Annotated in this window: 10 protein-coding genes; 5 read left to right on the top strand and 5 right to left on the bottom strand. The window is 72.4% G+C overall.

Annotated elements, in window-relative coordinates; genetic code table 11:
- The first annotated feature begins 326 nt into the window (after positions 1-326).
- From ACQUSR_RS10095 to ACQUSR_RS10085, 3 genes are all read left to right on the top strand, one after another.
- On the top strand, positions 327-1,169 hold the full coding sequence (locus tag ACQUSR_RS10095; RefSeq protein WP_431042226.1) for a DUF4097 family beta strand repeat-containing protein: 843 nt from the start codon (positions 327-329) through the stop codon (positions 1,167-1,169).
- Between the two features lie 46 nt (positions 1,170-1,215).
- Complete coding sequence (locus ACQUSR_RS10090; RefSeq protein ID WP_431042225.1) at positions 1,216-2,202, top strand: ATP-binding cassette domain-containing protein; 987 nt, start codon at positions 1,216-1,218, stop codon at positions 2,200-2,202.
- 231 nt (positions 2,203-2,433) lie between these two features.
- Positions 2,434-2,670, top strand: a complete 237-nt coding sequence (locus ACQUSR_RS10085) for an MbtH family protein (RefSeq protein ID WP_431042224.1) — start codon at positions 2,434-2,436, stop codon at positions 2,668-2,670.
- A 179-nt stretch (positions 2,671-2,849) separates the two neighbouring features.
- Here ACQUSR_RS10085 and ACQUSR_RS10080 read toward each other — a convergent pair whose 3' ends face one another.
- Positions 2,850-3,638, bottom strand: a complete 789-nt coding sequence (locus ACQUSR_RS10080; protein WP_431042223.1) for an ABC transporter permease — start codon at positions 3,636-3,638, stop codon at positions 2,850-2,852.
- A gap of 804 nt (positions 3,639-4,442) precedes the next feature.
- On the opposite strand from ACQUSR_RS10080, the gene ACQUSR_RS10075 reads away from it, so the two are divergent.
- On the top strand, positions 4,443-5,660 hold the full coding sequence (locus tag ACQUSR_RS10075) for a cytochrome P450 (RefSeq protein ID WP_431042222.1): 1,218 nt from the start codon (positions 4,443-4,445) through the stop codon (positions 5,658-5,660).
- Between the two features lie 85 nt (positions 5,661-5,745).
- Positions 5,746-6,951 (top strand): cytochrome P450, encoded by a 1,206-nt coding sequence (locus ACQUSR_RS10070; RefSeq protein ID WP_431042221.1) that lies wholly within the window; start codon positions 5,746-5,748, stop codon positions 6,949-6,951.
- 109 nt (positions 6,952-7,060) lie between these two features.
- Here the strand turns inward: ACQUSR_RS10070 and ACQUSR_RS10065 are convergent, their stop codons facing one another.
- The 4 genes from ACQUSR_RS10065 to ACQUSR_RS10050 form a co-directional block, all read right to left on the bottom strand.
- A complete protein-coding gene (locus ACQUSR_RS10065) occupies positions 7,061-12,622 on the bottom strand; it encodes an amino acid adenylation domain-containing protein (protein ID WP_431042220.1) in 5,562 nt (1,853 codons plus the stop codon).
- Positions 12,619-13,968, bottom strand: a complete 1,350-nt coding sequence (gene glyA, locus ACQUSR_RS10060; RefSeq protein WP_431047481.1) for a serine hydroxymethyltransferase — start codon at positions 13,966-13,968, stop codon at positions 12,619-12,621. The genes ACQUSR_RS10065 and glyA overlap by 4 nt, the downstream gene beginning before the upstream one ends.
- Positions 13,969-14,291: 323 nt before the next feature.
- Complete coding sequence (locus ACQUSR_RS10055) at positions 14,292-18,110, bottom strand: SDR family NAD(P)-dependent oxidoreductase (protein WP_431042219.1); 3,819 nt, start codon at positions 18,108-18,110, stop codon at positions 14,292-14,294.
- Positions 18,110-18,895, bottom strand: a complete 786-nt coding sequence (locus tag ACQUSR_RS10050) for a thioesterase II family protein (RefSeq protein ID WP_431042218.1) — start codon at positions 18,893-18,895, stop codon at positions 18,110-18,112. Before ACQUSR_RS10050 ends, ACQUSR_RS10055 begins: the two co-directional genes overlap by 1 nt.
- Between the last annotated feature and the right edge of the window lie 34 nt (positions 18,896-18,929).

Here is an 18,929-nt window from a genome sequence, read left to right as displayed (position 1 = left end):
GTAACCGAACTGACGCAATGCTTATGCGGCGCCACGATGTGGTCACCGGTTCATCGCTATTCCTGTGACCTCGGCCACGGCGGCCCGCTATAACGGCATGAGGTGTTAAAAGTCCGGTTTGAGCTGCGGGTTGGGGATCCGGCCCGCGGTGGCCGGCCGTGTCGCCGGTCGCCGCGCCGCTCGGCCGGTCCTGGTCGCCGTGGCGCACGTGGTGCCACTATGGCTCGCCATGGCGCCACGACTGTGCCATGATGGCGGCATGGACCTCACGCCGTACGCCGGCTGTCTCCGCCCGGCCCAACCACGAGGATGAGGCAGCCGTGCCCATGTTTGACACCCCAGAACCGATCAGCGCCACGGTCCATATCGAGGTCGGCGCCGCCCGGATCACGGCGGGGGACCGCGCGGAGACCGTCGTCGAGGTGTACCCGGGCTCAGATGACAGCAAGGCCGACACGCGGGCCGCGGAGCTGACCCGGGTCGAGTACGCGGGCGGCAGGCTGCTGGTCAAGGCCCCGAAGGGGCCGACACCGCTCAGCGACCCCGGCGCCGTCCACGTGGAGATCGCGCTGCCGCGCGGCTCGCGGCTGGACGGCACCGCCGGCAGGGGCGACTTCACCTGCGAGGGGCCGTTGGGCGAGTGCAGCCTCAAGGTCACGGCCGGTGACATCGTGCTCGACGAGGCGGGCGCGGTGCGGCTGCGCACCCAGCACGGGGACATCACCGTGGGCCGTGCCGCGGGCGACGCCGAGGTCACCACCGGTTCCGGCGAGGTGCGGATCGGGGAGATCGTCGGCACCGCGGAGATCAAGAGCTCCAACGGGAACGCCTGGATCGACGACGTCGCCGGCGAACTGCGGCTGCGGGTGGCCAACGGGAACGTCTTCGTCGGCCGCGCCCACGGCGCCGTCTCCTCGAAGGCCGCCAACGGCAGCACCCGGATCCACGAGGTGATCCGGGGCACCGTCGAACTCCAGACCCAGGCCGGCGACTTCGAGGTCGGCATCCACCCGGGCACCGCCGCCTGGCTCGACATCAACTCCCGGGCGGGCTCGGTGCACACCTCGCTCGGCGCCGCCGACGGGCCGGGCGAGTGCGCCGAGACCGTCGAGGTGCGCGCCCGCACCGTACTCGGCGACATCGTGATCCGCCGCGCGTACCGCTCATGACTTCCAGAGAACGACCTTCGCAACAGTTACGAAAAGGAGGGGCGCGATGACCGCCACCAGCACCATGACCGCACAGACCAAGGGGATCAGCGCCGTCGGACTGCGCAAGGCGTACGGCGAGAAGGTCGTACTCGACGGGGTCGACCTGGAGGTGCCCGAGGCGACCATCTTCTCGCTGCTCGGCCCCAACGGGGCCGGGAAGACCACCACCGTGCAGATCCTGTCCACGCTCATCGCCGCGGACGGCGGTCAGGCACAGGTCGCGGGGCACGTTGTGGACCGGAACCCGGACGCGGTGCGCGCCGAGATCGGCGTCACCGGGCAGTTCGCCGCGGTGGACGGCCTGCTGACCGCCGAGGAGAACATGCTCCTGATCTCGGACCTGCTCCACCTGCCGCGCCAGGAGGGCAGGCGGCGCACCGCCGAGCTGCTCGAGCGCTTCGAACTGACCAAGGCGGCCAACAAGCCCGCCTCCACCTTCTCCGGCGGCATGCGGCGCAAGCTCGACCTCGCCATGACCCTGGTCGGCAAGCCGAGCATCATCTTCCTCGACGAGCCGACGACCGGCCTCGACCCGCGCAGCCGCCGCAACCTGTGGCAGATCACCCGCGACCTCGTCACCGACGACGGCACCACCATCTTCCTCACCACCCAGTACCTGGAGGAGGCCGACGTGCTCGCCGACCGGATCGCCGTCCTCGACGGCGGGAAGATCGTGGCCGAGGGCACCGCCGACGAGCTCAAGCGCCGCGTCCCCGGCGGGCACATCCGCCTCCAGTTCACCGACGCGCACCGCCTCGATGCCGCCGCCCGCGCCCTGGGCCAGCCCATGCGCGACGACGAGGCGCTCACCCTCCAGATCCCCAGCGACGGCAGCATCCCCGCGCTGCGCGCCGTGCTCGACCGGCTGGAGGACGCCGCGGTCGAGGCCGAGGCGCTCACGGTGCACACCCCCGACCTCGACGACGTCTTCCTGGCCCTGACCGGCAGCAGCATTCCCGGCCAGGCGCGGGTCACGGAGCCCGCGCGATGAGCTGACTCGCCGCGACCGTCCCGTCAGCGGGACACCCAAGGGTGGGGCCCGGTGCTGGAAACAGCACCGGGCCCCACCCTTTTCCCGGCTCGCGGAACGCGGTGTCGTCGGCGATGAGTTGACGCGGGACTCGATCGCCGAGGAAGGTGCACTTCGACCTGGTGGAGTACGCGGAGGCAATTCACTGCCCGCAGGTCGGCGAATCCTCAATGACGTGAATTGGAGTGGACGATGAGCAGCAATCCGTTCGACGACGCCGATGGCCGCTTCTACGTTCTGGTGAACGAGGAGGAGCAGCACTCCCTGTGGCCGTCGTTCGTCGAGGTTCCCGACGGCTGGCGGATCGTGTTCGGCGAGGATGGCAGGCAGGAGTGCCTGGACTACGTGGAGCGGAACTGGAGCGATCTGCGGCCGAAGAGCCTGCGCGAGGCGATGGCCGCGGACGCGGCCGCCGCCGGCACGGCGTGAGACCGCGGGGCGCGCGCCGTACGGCGTGAGAGCGCACGCCGTGGGACTCCTGGCGTCAGAGACCGTGCGCCGTCAGACCGCACGACTGAGGGCCTCGTCGGTCCGCCGGTTTCGGCGGTCCGACGAGGCCCTCGCGCCACGTCCGCAGCCCGGAGCCCGAAGGCTCCGGGTGTCCTCTCTCAGCGCTTGACCGCGCGGCTGAACGTCGCCTGGGCCCACACGTAGCCGACCACGATCAGGCCGACGCACCAGGCCAGGGCGGCCCAGCCGTCGTTGCCGATCTCCGTGCCGAGGAGCAGCCCGCGGAGCGTCTCGTTGATCGGGGTGAAGGGCTGGTACTCGGCGAACCAGCGCAGCCCGGTCGGCATGGAGTCGGGGGTGACCACGGCGCTGCCGAGGAAGGGCAGGAACGTCATCGGCAGCGGGGCGTTGCTCGCGGTCTCGATGGTCTGGGCGTGCAGGCCCATGGCGGCCGAGAGCCAGCTGAGGGCGAAGGCGAGCAGCACCAGCAGGCCCGCGGCGGCGACCCATTCGACGGGCGAGGCGTTGGGCCGGAAGCCGATCGCGACGGCGATGCCGATGACCAGGAGGAGGCTGATCACCGTCTGGATGACGTTGCCGACCACATGGCCCGTCAGGATCGAGGGCCGGAAGATCGCCATGGTGCGAAAGCGGTTGATGATGCCTTCGGTCATGTCGATGCACACGGACACGGCGGTCGTGATGGCCGCGGAGGTGACGGCCATCAGGATGATGCCGGGCGTCACGTAGTTGGTGTACTCATCGCGGTCGTTCTGGAGTCCGATGCCATTGCCGAGCGCTCCGCCGAAGACGTATACGAACAGCAGCAGCATCAGGATCGGCATCGCGACGAGCGCGACCGTCTGGGACGGATAGCGCGCCGCGTGCTTGAGGTTGCGGCGCAGCATCGTCATCGAATCGCGCATCGCATACGTAGGGGTGCTCATCGGAGGCTCTCCTTCTGCGGATGGACGGGAACCGTCGGGTTGGACTGGCCGGTGAGGGCAGGGAAGACACCGTCGGGAATCGGGGTGTGCACCCTCGGCGACCCGGCCTCACCCGAAGCCCCATGCCGCCATGATGGCACAGCTACGGCGCCATGGCGAGCCGCAATGGCGCCATGCGTGGCACATCGGTGGTCGATCCGCTGGTCAGCCGGGATTTCCGCGGCTGCGGCGACTTTTCGGCGCCGTAGTAGGAGGTGCTCGTGCACCGCCAAGGGTGTAGGGTGGCGCCGCGTCGGCGAGCCGGTGACGGCACAGGCGCCAGAGTGGCGCACCATGGCTGGCCAGGTGCGCGGCCCGCGGGTGCGGGTGTTTCGGCGCGGATCTCGCGGCTTGTCCGCCGCCGCGTCCCCGGGACGCTCCGGGGCCACGCGGAGCAGGCCGCCCGGCCGCCGGGCGGCTATCGCCAATGCGCTGGAGCGGCTATTCGCAATTCCGTTCCATCGCGGGCGTGGCTGTCCTGTCAACGGGACGGCGGCGCGGTGGGCGGGGCAATGCAGGATCGCACGCACCACAGGCCTCTCAAATGGCTTGAATAAGTAGCCGGATGAGCGGTCCCGCCTCTAATCTTCGCAGCGATGCCCGTAGTTTTTCCGGGTGTTGCGGGTGCGCGCCCGAGTGCGGCGAGAATATTGCTCCACTTTTCGGCCGCGGCGGTTCCGGACGTCATGTTCGCCGGGTTTCGACGTCGGCTCCTGAACGACCTTGCACCCCGTACTCACCGAAAGACCCAAGGAGAGGACGACCATGTCTCGGCCTGCCGTTGAACTGACCCCCGAGCAAGTGAGTGACCCGATCCACGGCTATACCGCCCTGCGCGAGGAGGGCCCGCTCGCCCGCGTCGTCCTCCCCGGCACCGAGACTCCGGTCTGGCTGGCCACGCGTTATGAGGACGTCAAGGCGCTGACGAACGACCCCCGGTTCGTCCGGGATGTGAGCAAGCTGAACCTCGAGGGCCCGAACCCCCACGAGGAGATGGTCAAGGCGTACGGCCTGCCCCTGGAGTACCGGGAGTACCTGACCAGCCTGGTCATCCTCGACGGTCCCGAGCACGCCCGGATGCGGTCCAAGGTGACGCGGACCTTCACGGTGCGCCGCGTCAACGCGCTGCGCGCGGGCGTCGAGGAGACCGCCGACGAGCTGCTCAACAGCCTCGCCGGAGGCGAGCAGTTCGACCTGATGCACGACTTCGGCTACCTGCTGGCGAACCGGGCCATCTGCGACCTGATCGGTGTCGAGCGGGCCGACCAGGACCAGATGCGCACCTGGATCCTGCAGTACGCGTTCGGAAGCGATCCGGCCGAGTGCCTCGCCGGCCTCGAAGGCATCATCGGGTACACCAAGGAGCTGATCAAGCGGCGCCGGGCCGAGCCCGCCGACGACATCATCTCCACGATGATCGCCGATGAGGACCCGACCACCGACGCGGAGATGGTCGCCATGGTCATCCTGCTGATCAACACCGGGCACACCCCGCCGGTGACGTATCTGTGCGAGTCCCTCCTCACCCTGCTCGACCACCCGGACCAGCTGGAACTGCTGCGGTCCCAGCCGGAGCTGCTGCCGAACGCCATCCACGAGCTGCTGCGCTACACCACCCCGGTGAACATCGGCGCGACCGTGTACGCGACCGAGGACCTCGAGTTCGCCGGTGTCAAGATCAGCCGCGGCGAGGCCGTCACCAGCGCCCTGCTCGCGGGCAACCACGACCCCGACGAGTTCCAGAAGCCCGAGGAGCTCGACATCAGCCGGGCGCCCAAGCACGGCGAGCACCACGTCGCGTTCGGCGGCGGCGCGCACTACTGCCTCGGTGCCGCGCTCGGCCGGATGGAGGCCGAGGTGGTCTTCGACCGGCTGCTCATCAAGCGGGACACCCTCCGCCTCGCGGTGGGCCGCGACGAGCTCCAGTTCGGCGCCTGGCCGGGCGAGGGCAACCACCTGATGAGCTTCCCGGTCCGGCTCTGAACGGTCCGGCCCTGAGCGGCCCGGTGCAACGGGCCGCTCCGTGCTCTCGCGAACCCGCCATCACGACAGACTCTAAGGACGCACCATGACCGAACAGACCGCACCGGCCGAGGAGACGATCCCGTTCCGCCGGGAGTGCCCCTTCTCCGCGCCCTCCTCCTACATGAAGATGCTGGCCGACGACCCGGTCTCCAAGGTCCGGATGCCCAACGGCGACCACATCTGGGCGGTGACCCGATACGAGGACGTCCGGGCCGTTCTCACGGACAAGCGCTTCAGCTCGGACAACACCCAGCCGGGATACCCGGTGTTCACGGTGGAACGGCCGGCCGAGCAGCCCACCAGGACCATGATCAACCTGGATGGCGAGGAGCACGCCGAGTCCCGGCGCGACGTGATGGCGGAGTACACCGTCAAGCGGGTCAAGGACCTGCGGCCGCAGATCCAGCAGATCGTCGACGAGCGGATCGACGCGCTGCTGGCCGGTCCGCGCCCGGTCGACCTGGTGCAGGAGTTCGCCATCCAGATCCCCGCGCTGGTGATGTCCAAGCAGCTCGGCGTCCCGATGGACGAGACCGACTTCTTCCTGTCCCAGGCCGCCCCGCTGGTCGACGTCAAGACCTCGGAGACCGACCGGGCCCAGCACATGGGCCAGCTCGCCGGGTACCTGATGAACCTGATCGCGCAGAAGGAGGAGAACCCGGGCGACGACCTGCTCAGCCGGCAGATCGCCAAGGGCCGTGAGAACGGCACGTACAACCAGGAAGCACTGGTGTACATGGCCTTCCTGCTCCTGGTGGCCGGGCACGACACCTCGACCAGCATGATCTCGCTCGGCACCCTGGCGCTGCTCCAGCACCCCGAGGAGCTGGCCAAGGTCACCGCCGACCCCGCCAAGGCCCCGGCCATGGTCGAGGAACTGCTGCGCATGTTCACCGTCGGCGAGCTGGCGGGAGCCCGCGTCGCCACCGAGGACGTCGAGATCGGCGGCAAGGTCATCCGCGCCGGTGAGGGCCTCCTCGCCCTGAGCAACGCGGGCAACCACGACCCCGAGGTGTACCCGGAGCCGGAGAAGTTCGACATCGACCGGCCGGCCCGCAGCCACCTCGCCTTCGGCCACGGCGCACACCAGTGCATCGGCCAGAGCCTCGCGCGCCTGGAGCTCGAGATCGTCTACACCACGCTCTTCTCCCGCATCCCGGGCCTGAAGCTGGCGGTGCCGTTCGACGAGCTGAAGTTCAAGGACTACTCGCCCGGCTACGGCCTCGAGGAGCTTCCGGTCACCTGGTGACCCGACCGCCGTCCTCGTGAGTGAGCCGCCGTCCCCACCGGGGCGGCGGCTCTCGCGTCTGCCGCGGTCGCGCACCGCTCACTCGGCTTCCGGCTTCACTCCCCGCCGGTCACCCGTTCTCGGTCCTCCTGCGCAACGCGGGGCGGGCCTTGCGCTGCGCCGTCGCGGGCCGCAGCTGGCCGGAGAGCTCCGCGATCGTCGAGTACTGGAAGACCGTCCGGATCGACGCCTCGATCCCCAGCGTCCTGCGCATCCGGCCGATGAGCCGGGTCGCCTTCAGCGAATTGACGCCCAGGGAGAAGAAGTTGTCGTCGATGCCGACCCGGTCGACACCGAGGACCTCCGCGAACAGGGCGCAGAGCGCCTCCTCCTGCGGCGTGCGGCCCGGCCGGTACCCGCCGGCGGATCCGGATCCGGACCCGGCCATGGACCCGGCCTCGGCGAGCGCGCCCCGGTCCACGGCCCCGTCCGCCGTCCACGGCAGCTCCTCCAGCGTCACGAAGGCGGCCGGCGCCATGTACTCCGGCAGCCGCCCCGCCAGATACGCCCGCAGCTCCTCGGCGTCCGCGCCGCCACCGGTGCGCAGCGGTACGACATGGGCGACGAGCTGGTCCTCGCCGTCCGTGCCGCCGCTCTGCCGGACCACGACCGCGGCCTGGGAGACCCCGGGGTGCTCGGCCAGGACGGCCTCGACGCCGGCCGCCCGGACCCGGTGGCCGCGGATCCGCGCCAGCGGGCCCTCCTGTCCCACGTACTCGACGCGGCCGTCACCGTGCCACCGGGCCAGCTCGCCGGTGCGGTACATCCGCGTCCCGGGCGGGCCGTAGGGGGCGGCGACGAACCGCCGCGCGGTCAGGGCGGTGCTGCCGTGGCAGCCGCGGGCCGGCTCTTCGGAGACGTACAACTCGCCGGTGACGCCGGCCGGTACGGGGCGCAGCGCCGGGTCGAGGATCCGGACCCGGGAGGTGCCCAGCGGAGCGCCGCCCGCTTCCGTTCCGTCCGGGTCGGCGGCGAGTACGACGGCTCCGGCCGTCGCGGCGGGCCCGTGGAGGCCGATCACGCGGGCGCCCGGCACGGCCTCGCTCACCCGCCGCGCGAGCGACGCGGGCAGCGTGCCGCCGGTGCTCACCACGGTGGCCGCCCGGATCGGGCCGGCCGACCGGTTCAGCAGATCGGCGAGGAGCGGGGCAGGGGCGCAGATCACCTCGCCCGTCCAGCCGTCCCGCTCGGCGAGGGCCCGGGCGTCCGGGACCACCTCGACGGCGGCGCCGGCGCACAGCGCGGCGAGGATCTCAAAGGCCGCCGCGTCCGCCCCGGGCGAGGCCGCCAGCAGCCGGGCGCCGGGCGTCACGCCCGCGTCGGCCGCCAGCCTCGACACCCGCTTGGCCAGATCCTGGTGGCCGACCGCCAGCTCCCCCTGGACGCAGGCCAGATGCCGCGGCAGCAGCGGCGCGACACGGTCCGCGTCGCCGGGGTTCGCCTCCCCGGCCCCGGTGGGCTCCAGCGCCTCCACGGTCGCCTGGGTGACCACCGACGCCCACCCGGGTGCGCGTTCCTCGGCGGACGCCGGGTCGGCGAGCGCGTACGCGGCCCCCGACTTCAGCGTCCCGAGCAGCGCCACCGCCAGGTGCGCCCCGCGCGGCACGGCGAGTCCGACCACGGACTCAGGGCCGGCGCCGCCGCGGATCAGCTCGTACGCGAGCTGGTTGGCCCGGGAGTTGAGCTCCCGGTACGTCAGCGACGCGTCCCCGAATGCCACCGCGACCGCGTCCGGCGTCGCCGCCGCCCGCCGCTCGAAGAGGGCGGGGAGGGTCTGCTCGGAGAGTGCCCCGGCCTCCGTGCCGTCCGGTGCGCCGGTCAGCCGGTCGCGTTCGGCCGGCAGCAGGACGTCGACCGCGCCGATGCGCCCGGCGGCGTCGTCGGCCAGCTGGCCCAGGACCGAGCGGAACCGGGCGGCGACGGACTCGGCCGCGCCCTGGCCGAACACGTGCCGGTGGTACTGGAGGGTCAGCCGGTCGGCCTCGACGATCAGCGTCAGCGGGTAGTTGGCGGCGCCGAGGGAGTCGACGCCGGTCACCGCGATCCCGGCGGCCGCGGCCGCCTCGGCGTCGCCCTCGTGGTCCGCGGGGTAGGACTGGAACACCACCAGGGTGTCGAAGAGCGCGTCGACCCCGGCGGCCTGGTGGATGTCGGCCAGGCTGTGGTGGTGGTGGTCCAGCAGGTCGGTCTGCCGGCTCTGCAAGCGCGTCAGCAGCTCGGCCCGGGTGTCGCCGGGCGCGCACCGGGCGCGTACCGGAACGGTGTTGATGAACAGCCCCACCATCGACTCCACCCCCGCCAGGGCGGCGGACCGGCCGGAGACGGTGGCGCCGAAGACCACGTCCGTGCGGCCGGTCAGCGCGGAGAGCAGCACCGCCCAGGCGCCCTGTACCAGCGTGTTCGAGGTGACGCCCAACGCCGAGCAGCAGCGCGCCAGCCGCGCGGACTCCTCGGCCGACAAGGTCAGCACGACCTCGCCGGTGCCGGTGACCTCGGCGCGGGAGGCGCCGACGGGTGCCACGACGGTCGGCTCGTCCACACCGGACAGTTCCTCGGCCCAGGCACGGGAGCTCTCCGCGGCGTCCTGCCGCGCCAGCCACGCCAGGAAGTCCCGGTAGCCGCGCACCGGTGCCAGGTCCGGTGCCCCGCCTTCGGCGGCGTACAGGCGCAGCAGATCGCGCGCGATGATCTGCTCCGACCAGCCGTCGATGAGCGCGTGGTGGGCGGTGAGGACGAGGACGGAGCGGTCGGGGCCGAGGCCGACCAGGGTCAGGCGCAGCAGCGGCGGTTCGGCCAGGTCGAACCGCTCGGCCTGGTCCTCGGCGAGGAACCGCCGCAGCGCCTCCTCGCGTTCGGCGTCGGGCACGCCGCCGAGGTCGGCCTCCCGCCACGGCAGCTCGACGCCGTCCACCACGAGCTGCACGAGCTGCCCGGCGGCGTCGGGCACGAAGGCCGTGCGCAGGTTGGCGTACCGGTCGAGGAGCGCCTGGCCCGCCGCCCGCATCCGGGCAGCGTCGACCGGGCCGGACAGGTGGAACAGCGTCTGCATCCGGTATGCGTCGTAGCCGGTGCCGCTGAGCATCGACTCGAAGAGCATCCCGGACTGCATCGGGGTCAGCGGCCAGACATCCGCCAGCCCCGGGTACCGCTGCCGCCAGGCCGCCAGGTCGTCCTGCCCCGCGGTCACCAGCGGCGCCGAGGTGTCCTCCGCGGCATCCGCCGTCGCGTCCGCGCGGGTCGCGGCCAGGGCGAGTTCGGCGACGGTGCGCGCCCGCAGGATGTGCCGCGGGGTGATCTCGATCCCGCGGGTCCGGGCACGGGTCACCACCTGGATGGAGCGGATGCTGTCGCCGCCGAGGACGATGAAGTCGTCGTCGAGGCCGATCCGGTCCCGGCCGAGCACCTCCGCGTAGACCTCGGCCAGGGCCCGCTCCTCGGCGGTCCGCGGCGCCCGGTACGCGGGTCCTTCGACGTCCGGCTCCGGCAGTCCCTTGCGGTCCAGCTTGCCGTTCGGCGTGAGCGGCAGCTTCGGCAGCGCCACGAGCGAGTTGGGCACCATGTACTCCGGCAGCCGCTCCACCGCGAGCGAGCGCAGCTCGTCGAGGTCGAGGTCGTCGGCCTGGACGCCGTCCACCGGGACGACGTAGGCGACGAGCCGCCCCGAGCGGGCGACGACCGCGGTCTGCTGCACCTTGGGGTGGGAGCGCAGGACGGACTCGATCTCGCCGAGCTCCACGCGCATGCCGTTGATCTTGACCTGGAAGTCCCTGCGGCCGATCAGCTCGATCAGGCCGTCCGCGCCGAACCGGGCCATGTCGCCGGTGCGGTAGAGGCGTTCGGACACCTCGCCGTGCGACCACTGGAGGAACCGCTCGGCGGTGCGCTCCGGCTGGTCCAGATAGCCGCGGCCGAGGCCGACTCCGGCGTAGTACAGCTCGCCGGTGACGCCCTGCGGCACCGGCTGGAGGGCGTCGTCGAGGATGTAGGCGCGCTGGTTGGCCATCGGACGGCCGTACGGGATGCTCGTCCATTCCGGATCGACTTCTTCCACTTCGAAGAACGTCGAGTGGATGGAGACCTCGGCGGCTCCGCCGAGCGGGATGAAGCGCAGCGCGGGCGAGGCCTTGCGGATGCGGTCGAACAGCGTCACCGGCACCCAGTCGCCGCCGAGGATCGCCACCCGCAGGGTCGGCAGCGGCCCGGCGCCGGTCTGCTCCAGGTGGTCGACGAGCAGGTCGAGCAGGGCCGGGGCGGAGTTCCAGACGGTGACGCCCTCGGCGAGGAGCAGCTCGGTCCAGTGCGCGGGGTCCATCGTCCGGTCCCGGTCCGGGACCACCACGGTGGCCCCGGCGGTCGTCATGCCGAGGAACTCGTAGGCGGACATGTCGAAGCTCGGCGAGGAGATGGCGAGGACCGAGTCCCCCGGACCCACCTGGAAGCGGGTGTTGAGGTCCGCGATGTTGTTCATGACGCCGCGGTGGCAGAGCGCGATCGGCTTGGGCGTGCCGGTGGAGCCGGAGGTGTGGATGATGTAGAGGAGGTTCTCCGGCCCGGCGACGGCCTCGGGGTTGTGCTCGGGCTGGGCGGCCAGGAGGTCGGCGTCGCGATCGATCAGCACCAGGGGCGCGCCCCCGTCGGTGTCCGCGTCCGGCAGGTTCCCGGTCAGCCCCTCGCGGCTGATCATCGCGGCGCACGAGGTGCCCTCGACCATGGTGGCGATCCGCTGCGTGGGGTACGCCGGGTCGATCGGCACATAGGCGCCACCGGCCTTCAGGATGCCGAGGGCACAGACCAGCAGCTCGGGCGAGCGGTCGAGGCACAGGCCGACCCGCACGTCCGGGCCGACCCCGAGGGACCGCAGGTGGTGGGCGAGGCGGTTGGCCGCGGCGTTGACCCGGCCGTAGGTCCAGCGCTCGGCGCCGTGGACCACGGCGACGGCCTCCGGGGACCGGTCGGCCCAGGTCTCGAACGCCTCGTGCAGGCAGACGTCGTGCGGCAGGTCGGCCTCGGTGCGGTTCCACTCCACGAGCATCCGCCGCAGCTCCGCGTCGGTCAGCAGCCTCAGCCGAGCCACCTCGCGGTCCGGATGCCGCGTCCCGTCCTCCAGGAGCGTCACGTAGTGGTCGAGCATGCGCGCGGCCGTGTCGGCGTCGAAGAGCCCGGCGTCGTAGTGGAGTTCGAGGCCCGCGGGTCCCTCGTCGCCGGCCCGTACCACCAGCCGCAGCTCACCGGGGAGCTCCGCCTCGGCGGGCGCTCCCGGAGCCGGGAAGGAGATGCCGACGGGAGAGGGCCCGTCGGTGCCGGCCACCCGGTCGGCCGCGGCGTCGCGCGCCAGCTCCCGCAGCGTCCGCGCACCGGTCACCGGCAGGCGCGCCTGCCGGGTCGCGTCCGTGCGGTCCACCACGTCGAGGACGATGCGGTCCTGTTCCGTGTAGCGGTGCAGCAGCGCCGCGAAGCCGGCGAGCAGCACCTCCTCGCGCGGCCGGTCGAAAGGCTGGGCGGGCACGTCGAGTTCGGCACGCGCCACAGCCGTGCACCGGGGCGGCGTCCCCGGTCGGCGCGGCCGGTCCGTCGGCATCAGCGCCGGCGGCCAGGTGGCGGAGGCAGTGCCCTGGGGAAGGGCGTGGTTCACAGTCCGGCTCCCATCGGGACGTCGTGGTTGCTGTCGCGGCCGTCGAAGGGCAGCGGGTACCGGGCGCACAGGGTCCTGACGGCCTCACGGACCTCCGCGGCCGCGCCGGGCTCCATGCGGTACTCGGTGTCGCCCAGCGCGGTGGTGATGGCGAGCGCCGCGTGCAGCAGGCGCGCGCACTCCCGCATCTGCTCCGGGCCCATGCCGCGCTGCGCGAGGATGTTGGTCCCCAGGCGGAGGCCGCTGGTGACCAGCGGCGGCTTGTCGTCCCCGGGTATGCGGTTGCGGTTGGCGAGGATCCCGCACTCCTCCAGGGCGCGCTCGGCGACCACCCCGGTCATGCCGCGGTTCTTGATGTCCACGAGGACCATGTGGTTGTCGGTGCCGCCGGTCAGGATCCGGAAGCCGAGTTCGGACAGCTCGGAGGCGAGCGCCTTGGCGTTGTCGACGATCAGCCGCGTCGTCTGCTTGAACTCCGGGGCGGCCGCCAGCGTGAAGGCCCGTGCCTTCGCGGCGATCGTCGCCGGGCTGGGGGTCCCCTGCGACTGCGGGAAGACCGCCCGCTGGATGAGCCGGCTCAGCGGGGTACGGCCGTCCGGGCCCAGGGTGCGGTGTTCCTGCCCGCTGAGGATCAGCCCGCCTCGGGGGCCGCCGAGCTGCTTGTACGTACTGGTCGTGGTGATGTGGGCCAGGTCGATCGGGCTCGGGTGCTCGCCGGTGGCGACCAGGCCCGCGATGTGCGAGATGTCCGCGATCAGGTACGCGCCGACGGAGTCGGCGATGGCCCGGAACCGGGCGAAGTCCAGGGTGCGGGGGTAGGCGCTGGCCCCGGCGATCAGGACCTTGGGCCGGTGCTCCTGGGCGAGCTGCGCGACCTGCGCGTAGTCGATCCGGCCGACGTGGTCCAGGCCGTAGTGGACCGCGCGGTAGTGGCGCCCGGTCACCGACGCCGGAGAGCCGTGGGTGAGGTGGCCGCCGCTGTCGAGGTCGAGGCCGAGCAGGGTGCCGCCCGGCGGGACCAGCGCGGCGAGGACCGCGAGGTTGGCCGAGGAGCACGAGTGCGGCTGCACGTTCGCGTACCGCGCGCCGAACAGTTCCTTGGCCCGCTCCACGGCCAGCCGCTCGACATGGTCGAACTGCTCGGCGCCAGGGTGGTATCGCGCCCCCGGATAGCCCTCGGCGGTCACGTTCGACAGCGCCGCGCCGCCGGCGGCCAGGACCGACGGATCGGCGATGCTCGCCGACGCGACCATCGCGAGGGTCGTCTCCTGCTGGCGCACCTCGGCGTCCAGCAGGGCGGTGAGCTCGGGATCGGCGCGGCGCAGGGCGTCCATGCCCAGGCGCAGCAGCTCCGTCTGCGCGCCCGGCGCTTCCCGACCCTGCGTCTCGTGCGCGCCGTCGGTGGTACCGCTGAGCGTCGCCGCCACCGCAGCGGGGGTTCTCGACTGACCGGCCATCTCCTGCACCTCAATCTCTGGCTTGATACAGCTGACTCAGACTGGAAGGACGGATTCCGCCTGTCGGCCCGTGACCACCACGGGTGCCAGGCCGGACCAGTGGCGCGTCATCGGGCCGAAGGGCGGCGGCCGGGGCACGGGCGGAACGTGGCGACCGAGACACGGGGTCCGCGGTCCGGACGTGGCCGGACCGCGGACCCCTGGGACGCGTCTCAGTCGGTGGTGATGGTGGCCGCCAGGGAGGCGACCGTGGGGTTCTGGTAGAGCTCGTGCGTGGAGAGCCGGACGGACAGCTCGTCGCTGACCCGGGCGAGCAGCCGGGTCGCGCGCAGCGAGTTGCCGCCGAGTTCGAAGAACGAGTCCTCACGCCCGACCGACTCGCGGCCCAGCACGTCCGACCAGATCGCCGCGATCTGGCGTTCGAGATCGTTGGCCGGGGCGATGTACTCCGTACGCCGGTGGCGCTTGGGGGCCCCGTCGAGCAGCAGCTGCGCGAGGTCGACGCGGCCACTGGCGTCCCTGGGGATGTCGGCCACCTCGGCCAGCCGTACCGGGACCGGGCAGCGTCGGATGGCGGGCTCCAGCGCCTTGCGGACCGCCGCCACGTCGGTGCCGTCGGCCGTGTAGGCCACCAGGACCTCCTGCGCGCGCAGCTCCTCCGCGTCGAGTTCGCTCACGATGAGCGGGTTGGCCAGGTCGAGGCCGATGAGGAGGTAGCCGTGCGGCAGCGCGGTCGCGGTGAGGAACGACCGCAGGCCCTCCTCAGGGCTGATGGGCAGGAACCCGCGGCGGCGGGCCGGCTCGGTCGACTGGCCCTGGTTCATGCCGACGTTGGTCCACTGGCTCCACGCGAGGCAGCGGACGTCGCGGCCGCGCTCGTGCCGCCAGTGATCGGCGAAGCCCACCAGGAAGGTGTTGGCCGCCGAGTAGGCGCCGAACGAGTGGCCGCCGAACTCGCCGTTGACCGAGCCGAACAGCACCAGCGACGCCTTGGGCCGGCTCTCGAGGACCTCGGCGATGGCGAGCGTGCCCGCCACCTTGGCCCGGTACAGGTCGGCGAAGGTCTCCGCGGTCTCGCGGGCCAGGGTGTGCCGCTCCAGCTCCGCCCACTGCCCGCTGGGGTCGCCCCCGGCCAGGTGCAGGACGCCGTCGAGCGGGCCTCCCCAGGCCTCCTCCGCCTCGGCGACCGCCGCGGCGAGGGCGCGCGCGTCCGCCACATCGACCTGCTGGTACCGCACCTGGCCGAGGTCGGCCAGCTCCGCCAGGCGGTCGGCCTTCTCCCCGGTCGCGGGCGAGCGGCCGACGAGGAGCAGCCGGGCCCCGTACGCCGCCAGCAGATAGCCGGCGAGGTCGTGCGCGATGCCGCCGAGACCGCCGGTCACCAGGTAGGTCCCGCCCGCGGTCACCGGCGCCTCCGGGCCCGCGTCCGCCTCGGCCACCGGCCGCAGCCGGGGCTGCCAGCGCGAGCCCTCGCGGACGGCGAGGACCCCGGTGCTCGTCCGGTCGGCCACCTCGGTGCGCACGGCGGCCGCCCACTGGGAGCGGTCGTCCGGCAGGTCGGCCTGCCGGATCACGGAGTGCGGGTCCTCGGTGACCGCGGTCCGGATGAGGCCGGGCAGCGCGCAGACGGCCAGGTCGATCCGGTCCCCGGGGCGCGTGTGGACCGCGCCGGTGCTCAGCGCCAGCAGCAGCGGACGGCCGAACTCCCCGTCGGCGAGCGCCTGGACCAGGGAGGACAGCTCCGCCGAGACCGCGGTGAGCCGCTCCGCCGGATCGCCCGCGGCGGCGGCCGCGGGCAGCGGCCAGCCGAACACCACCGTGCCGATCGGGCCGTAGACGGCGCTGACCCGGGCGAGGACCCGGCGGACGTGGTCGGGGTCGCCCGCGACGACCCGGAACCTGTCCGGCGCCTCCTCGGCGAACTCCGCACCCCGGCCGACGGCGACGACCGTCCCGTCCAAGCCCAGGTGCGGCAGCACCTCGTCCTCGGCGAACACCACCCTGACACCGGCGTCACCGGCGTCACCGGCGTCCCCGGGCTGCTCGGGCAGGCGGGCCCACCGGCGCTCGAAGAACCAAGTGGCGGGCTCCGCCGCCGCGTCGTCGGCGGCGGCGAGCCGGTCGGCGAACCGCCCGGCGCGCAGGTCGGCGACCAGGATGCCGCGCTGGATCTTGCCGCTGCCCGTCTTGGGGAACTCGTTCGCGGTGACCGGCACGATCAGGTCGGGGGCGAGGCCGACTTCGCGCACCAGCGTGGAGCGCACGTCCTGGACGATCCCGGCGAGGTCGTCGGCCTCCCAGCGCAGCGGTACGAAGAAGATGGCCAGGCGGTCGGAGCCCTCGCCGGGCTCGCGCAGGCCCGCCGCGGCCACGTGCGTCAGGCGGACCCCGTCGACCTGCTCCACCACGCTCTCGATCTCGTGCGCGATGTAGTTGATCCCGCGGACCACGATCTGGTCCTTCTTGCGGCCGGCGATCACCACACCCCGCTCGTGCACGAACGCGAGGTCTCCGGTGCGGAACCACCCCTCGGAGTCGTACGACTCCTCGTTGGCCTTGGCGTTGTTGTGGTAGCCGCGCATCATCGTCACGCCGCGGATCTGCAGCTCGCCCATGCGGTCCTCGGGCAGCACCGCCCCGTCCTCGTCGACGATCCGCATCTCGACACCGGGAGTGGGCGGGCCCACGGAGGAGAACGGCACCGCGTCGGTGTCGTCGGCGGCCTCCGCGGGATCGACGAAGCGGATGTCGGCGCCGAGGGACGACTGCGCCACGACGACGGTGGCCGCGGCGGGGTCGTCGCGGTGCTGGCACGCGCACGTCACCGCGGAGCAGGTCTCGGACATGCCCCAGGCCGGCCACATCGCGTCCGCCGGCAGCCGGTGCGGGGCCAGCACCTCGAGGAACCGGCGGCTGGTCGCGGCGACGACCGGCTCGGCGGCGTTGCAGATGTCGCGCACGCACGACAGGTCCCAGCTCCGCCCGGCGATCTCCTCGGCGCGGTCATTGATCATCGCGCAGGCGAAGTTGGGGGCCAGGGTGTTGGTCCCGCGGTAGGTGTCCATCCAGTCGAGCAGCGCCAGCGGATCGGCCAGGAAGTGGTCGGTCCGGGCGTTCACGTGCAGACAGCGCAGGAAGGTGTCGCGGACGTTGTACATGATGATCGCGACATGGTCGAGCGGCATCCAGTTGACGGTGACGTCGTCCTCGGTGTACTCGCGGGCCTGCGCCCACGACCAGGTCCGGGCCGCCACGCTCGCGTTGGTGTGCTGCACGCACTTGGGCACGCCGGTGCTGCCGGAGGTGAGCAGGTGGACCACCGGGGTGTCGGGGGCCGTCGGGAACCAGTCGCCGTCCGGCGCGTGCTCGGCCAGCTCCTCCAGGACCAGCAGCCGCACGTCCGGCTCGTCCCACAGCGTGCGCACCTCGGCGAGGGCGGGAGCGGTGGCGCGGGTGGTCAGCATCGCCGGGTGATCGAGGAGCTTCCAGGCGTTGTACAGCCGGCGGTTGATGGCGTTGTCCGACTCGTACGTGGCCGCCACCGCCACCGGCGTCGGGACGAAGCCGCCCAGAACACAGGCCCAGAACGCGGTGAGGTAGGCCTGGTTGTCGTCGAACTGGAACAGCACCGCGTCACCGGGGCGCAGCCCCGCGGCCCGTAGCCCGCCGAGCACCCGCTCGGCCTCCGCGAGCAGCTCGGGGTAGGTCTGCAGGACGGCGTCGCTGTCCCGGCTGACGAAGACCGTCCCCTTGTCCGGGGCCAGTTCGGCCGCCTGGCGCAGGGCCTCCTGGAGCGTCATGGGCGCGCCGTCCGGTATGCGCAGCTCACCGCCGACGACGTGGGAGGACGGCTTTCCCGTGTCCGCCGGCGCGGCCGGCTCGGGAGCCCGCGCCGGCTGCGCGGCGACGGAGGCGTCCGCCCGGGCGCCGTGCCGGACCACGGCGACGGCGTCCCGTACACCCGGTACGGCGCGGGTCGCGTCGGCGAGCTCGGTGACCAGTGCGGGGTCTACTGTTTCCGGATTTGTCATCAGATCCTCCCCGCCAGTTCGGGCGCCTGCACTGTGCTGCCGAGGAACTCGACGACCTCGGCCTCGCGCTCGCCGACGAAGTAGAAGTGCCCGCCGGGGTAGAGGCGGGTCTGGAAGGGGGCGGTGGTCTGCTCGCGCCAGGCGTCGAGAGAGGCCAGCGGCGCCCGCGGATCGTCCGTCCCGGAGACCACGGTGATCGGGGTGTCGAGCCGGTGCTTCGGCTCCATCCGATGGCGCTCCCACAGCACGAAGTCGGCCCGCAGCGTGTACAGCAGGGCCTCCATCACGTCCTCGTCCTCGGCGACTTCCTCGTCGACGCCGCCGAGCGCGAGCACCTCGGTGGCGAACTCGTCATCCGGCAGCTCGTGCAGGTGCCGGATGGTGTGGGACTGGCCCGGCGCCGGCTGCCCGGAGAGGATCAGGTGGTCCGGTCGCGGCCCGCCGCGCGCGTGCAGCGCCTGGGCGACCTCGAACGCCAGGATCGCGCCCCCGGAGTGGCCGAAGAAGGAGAAGGAACCAGTGAGCACCGGCCGCAGCGCCTGCGTCAACACCTTGACCAGGGGCCCCACTTCGGTGGCCGGGTCCTCGGCTATGCGGTTCTGCCGGCCGGGCAGCTGGACCGCGGCCACCTCGATCTCGGGCGGCAGCAGGGAGGGCCACGCGGTGAACGCGGCGGCGCCCGCGCCCGCGTGCGGAAAACAGATCAGCCGGTGTCGGGGGTTGTCGCGCCTGGCCCGCCAAAGATACGGGGTCTCGACTGCCAGATCCGCGCTGTCGACGGTCATACGCTCACTACCTCACTGAGGGTCGGATCGGTGC

Origin of the sequence: Streptomyces sp. P1-3 (assembly GCF_050613155.1) — a bacterium.
Taxonomy (GTDB): Bacteria; Actinomycetota; Actinomycetes; order Streptomycetales; family Streptomycetaceae; genus Streptomyces.
The sequence above is the reverse complement of the archived record's forward strand: the minus strand, read 5'-3'. Positions and strand labels throughout refer to the sequence as shown.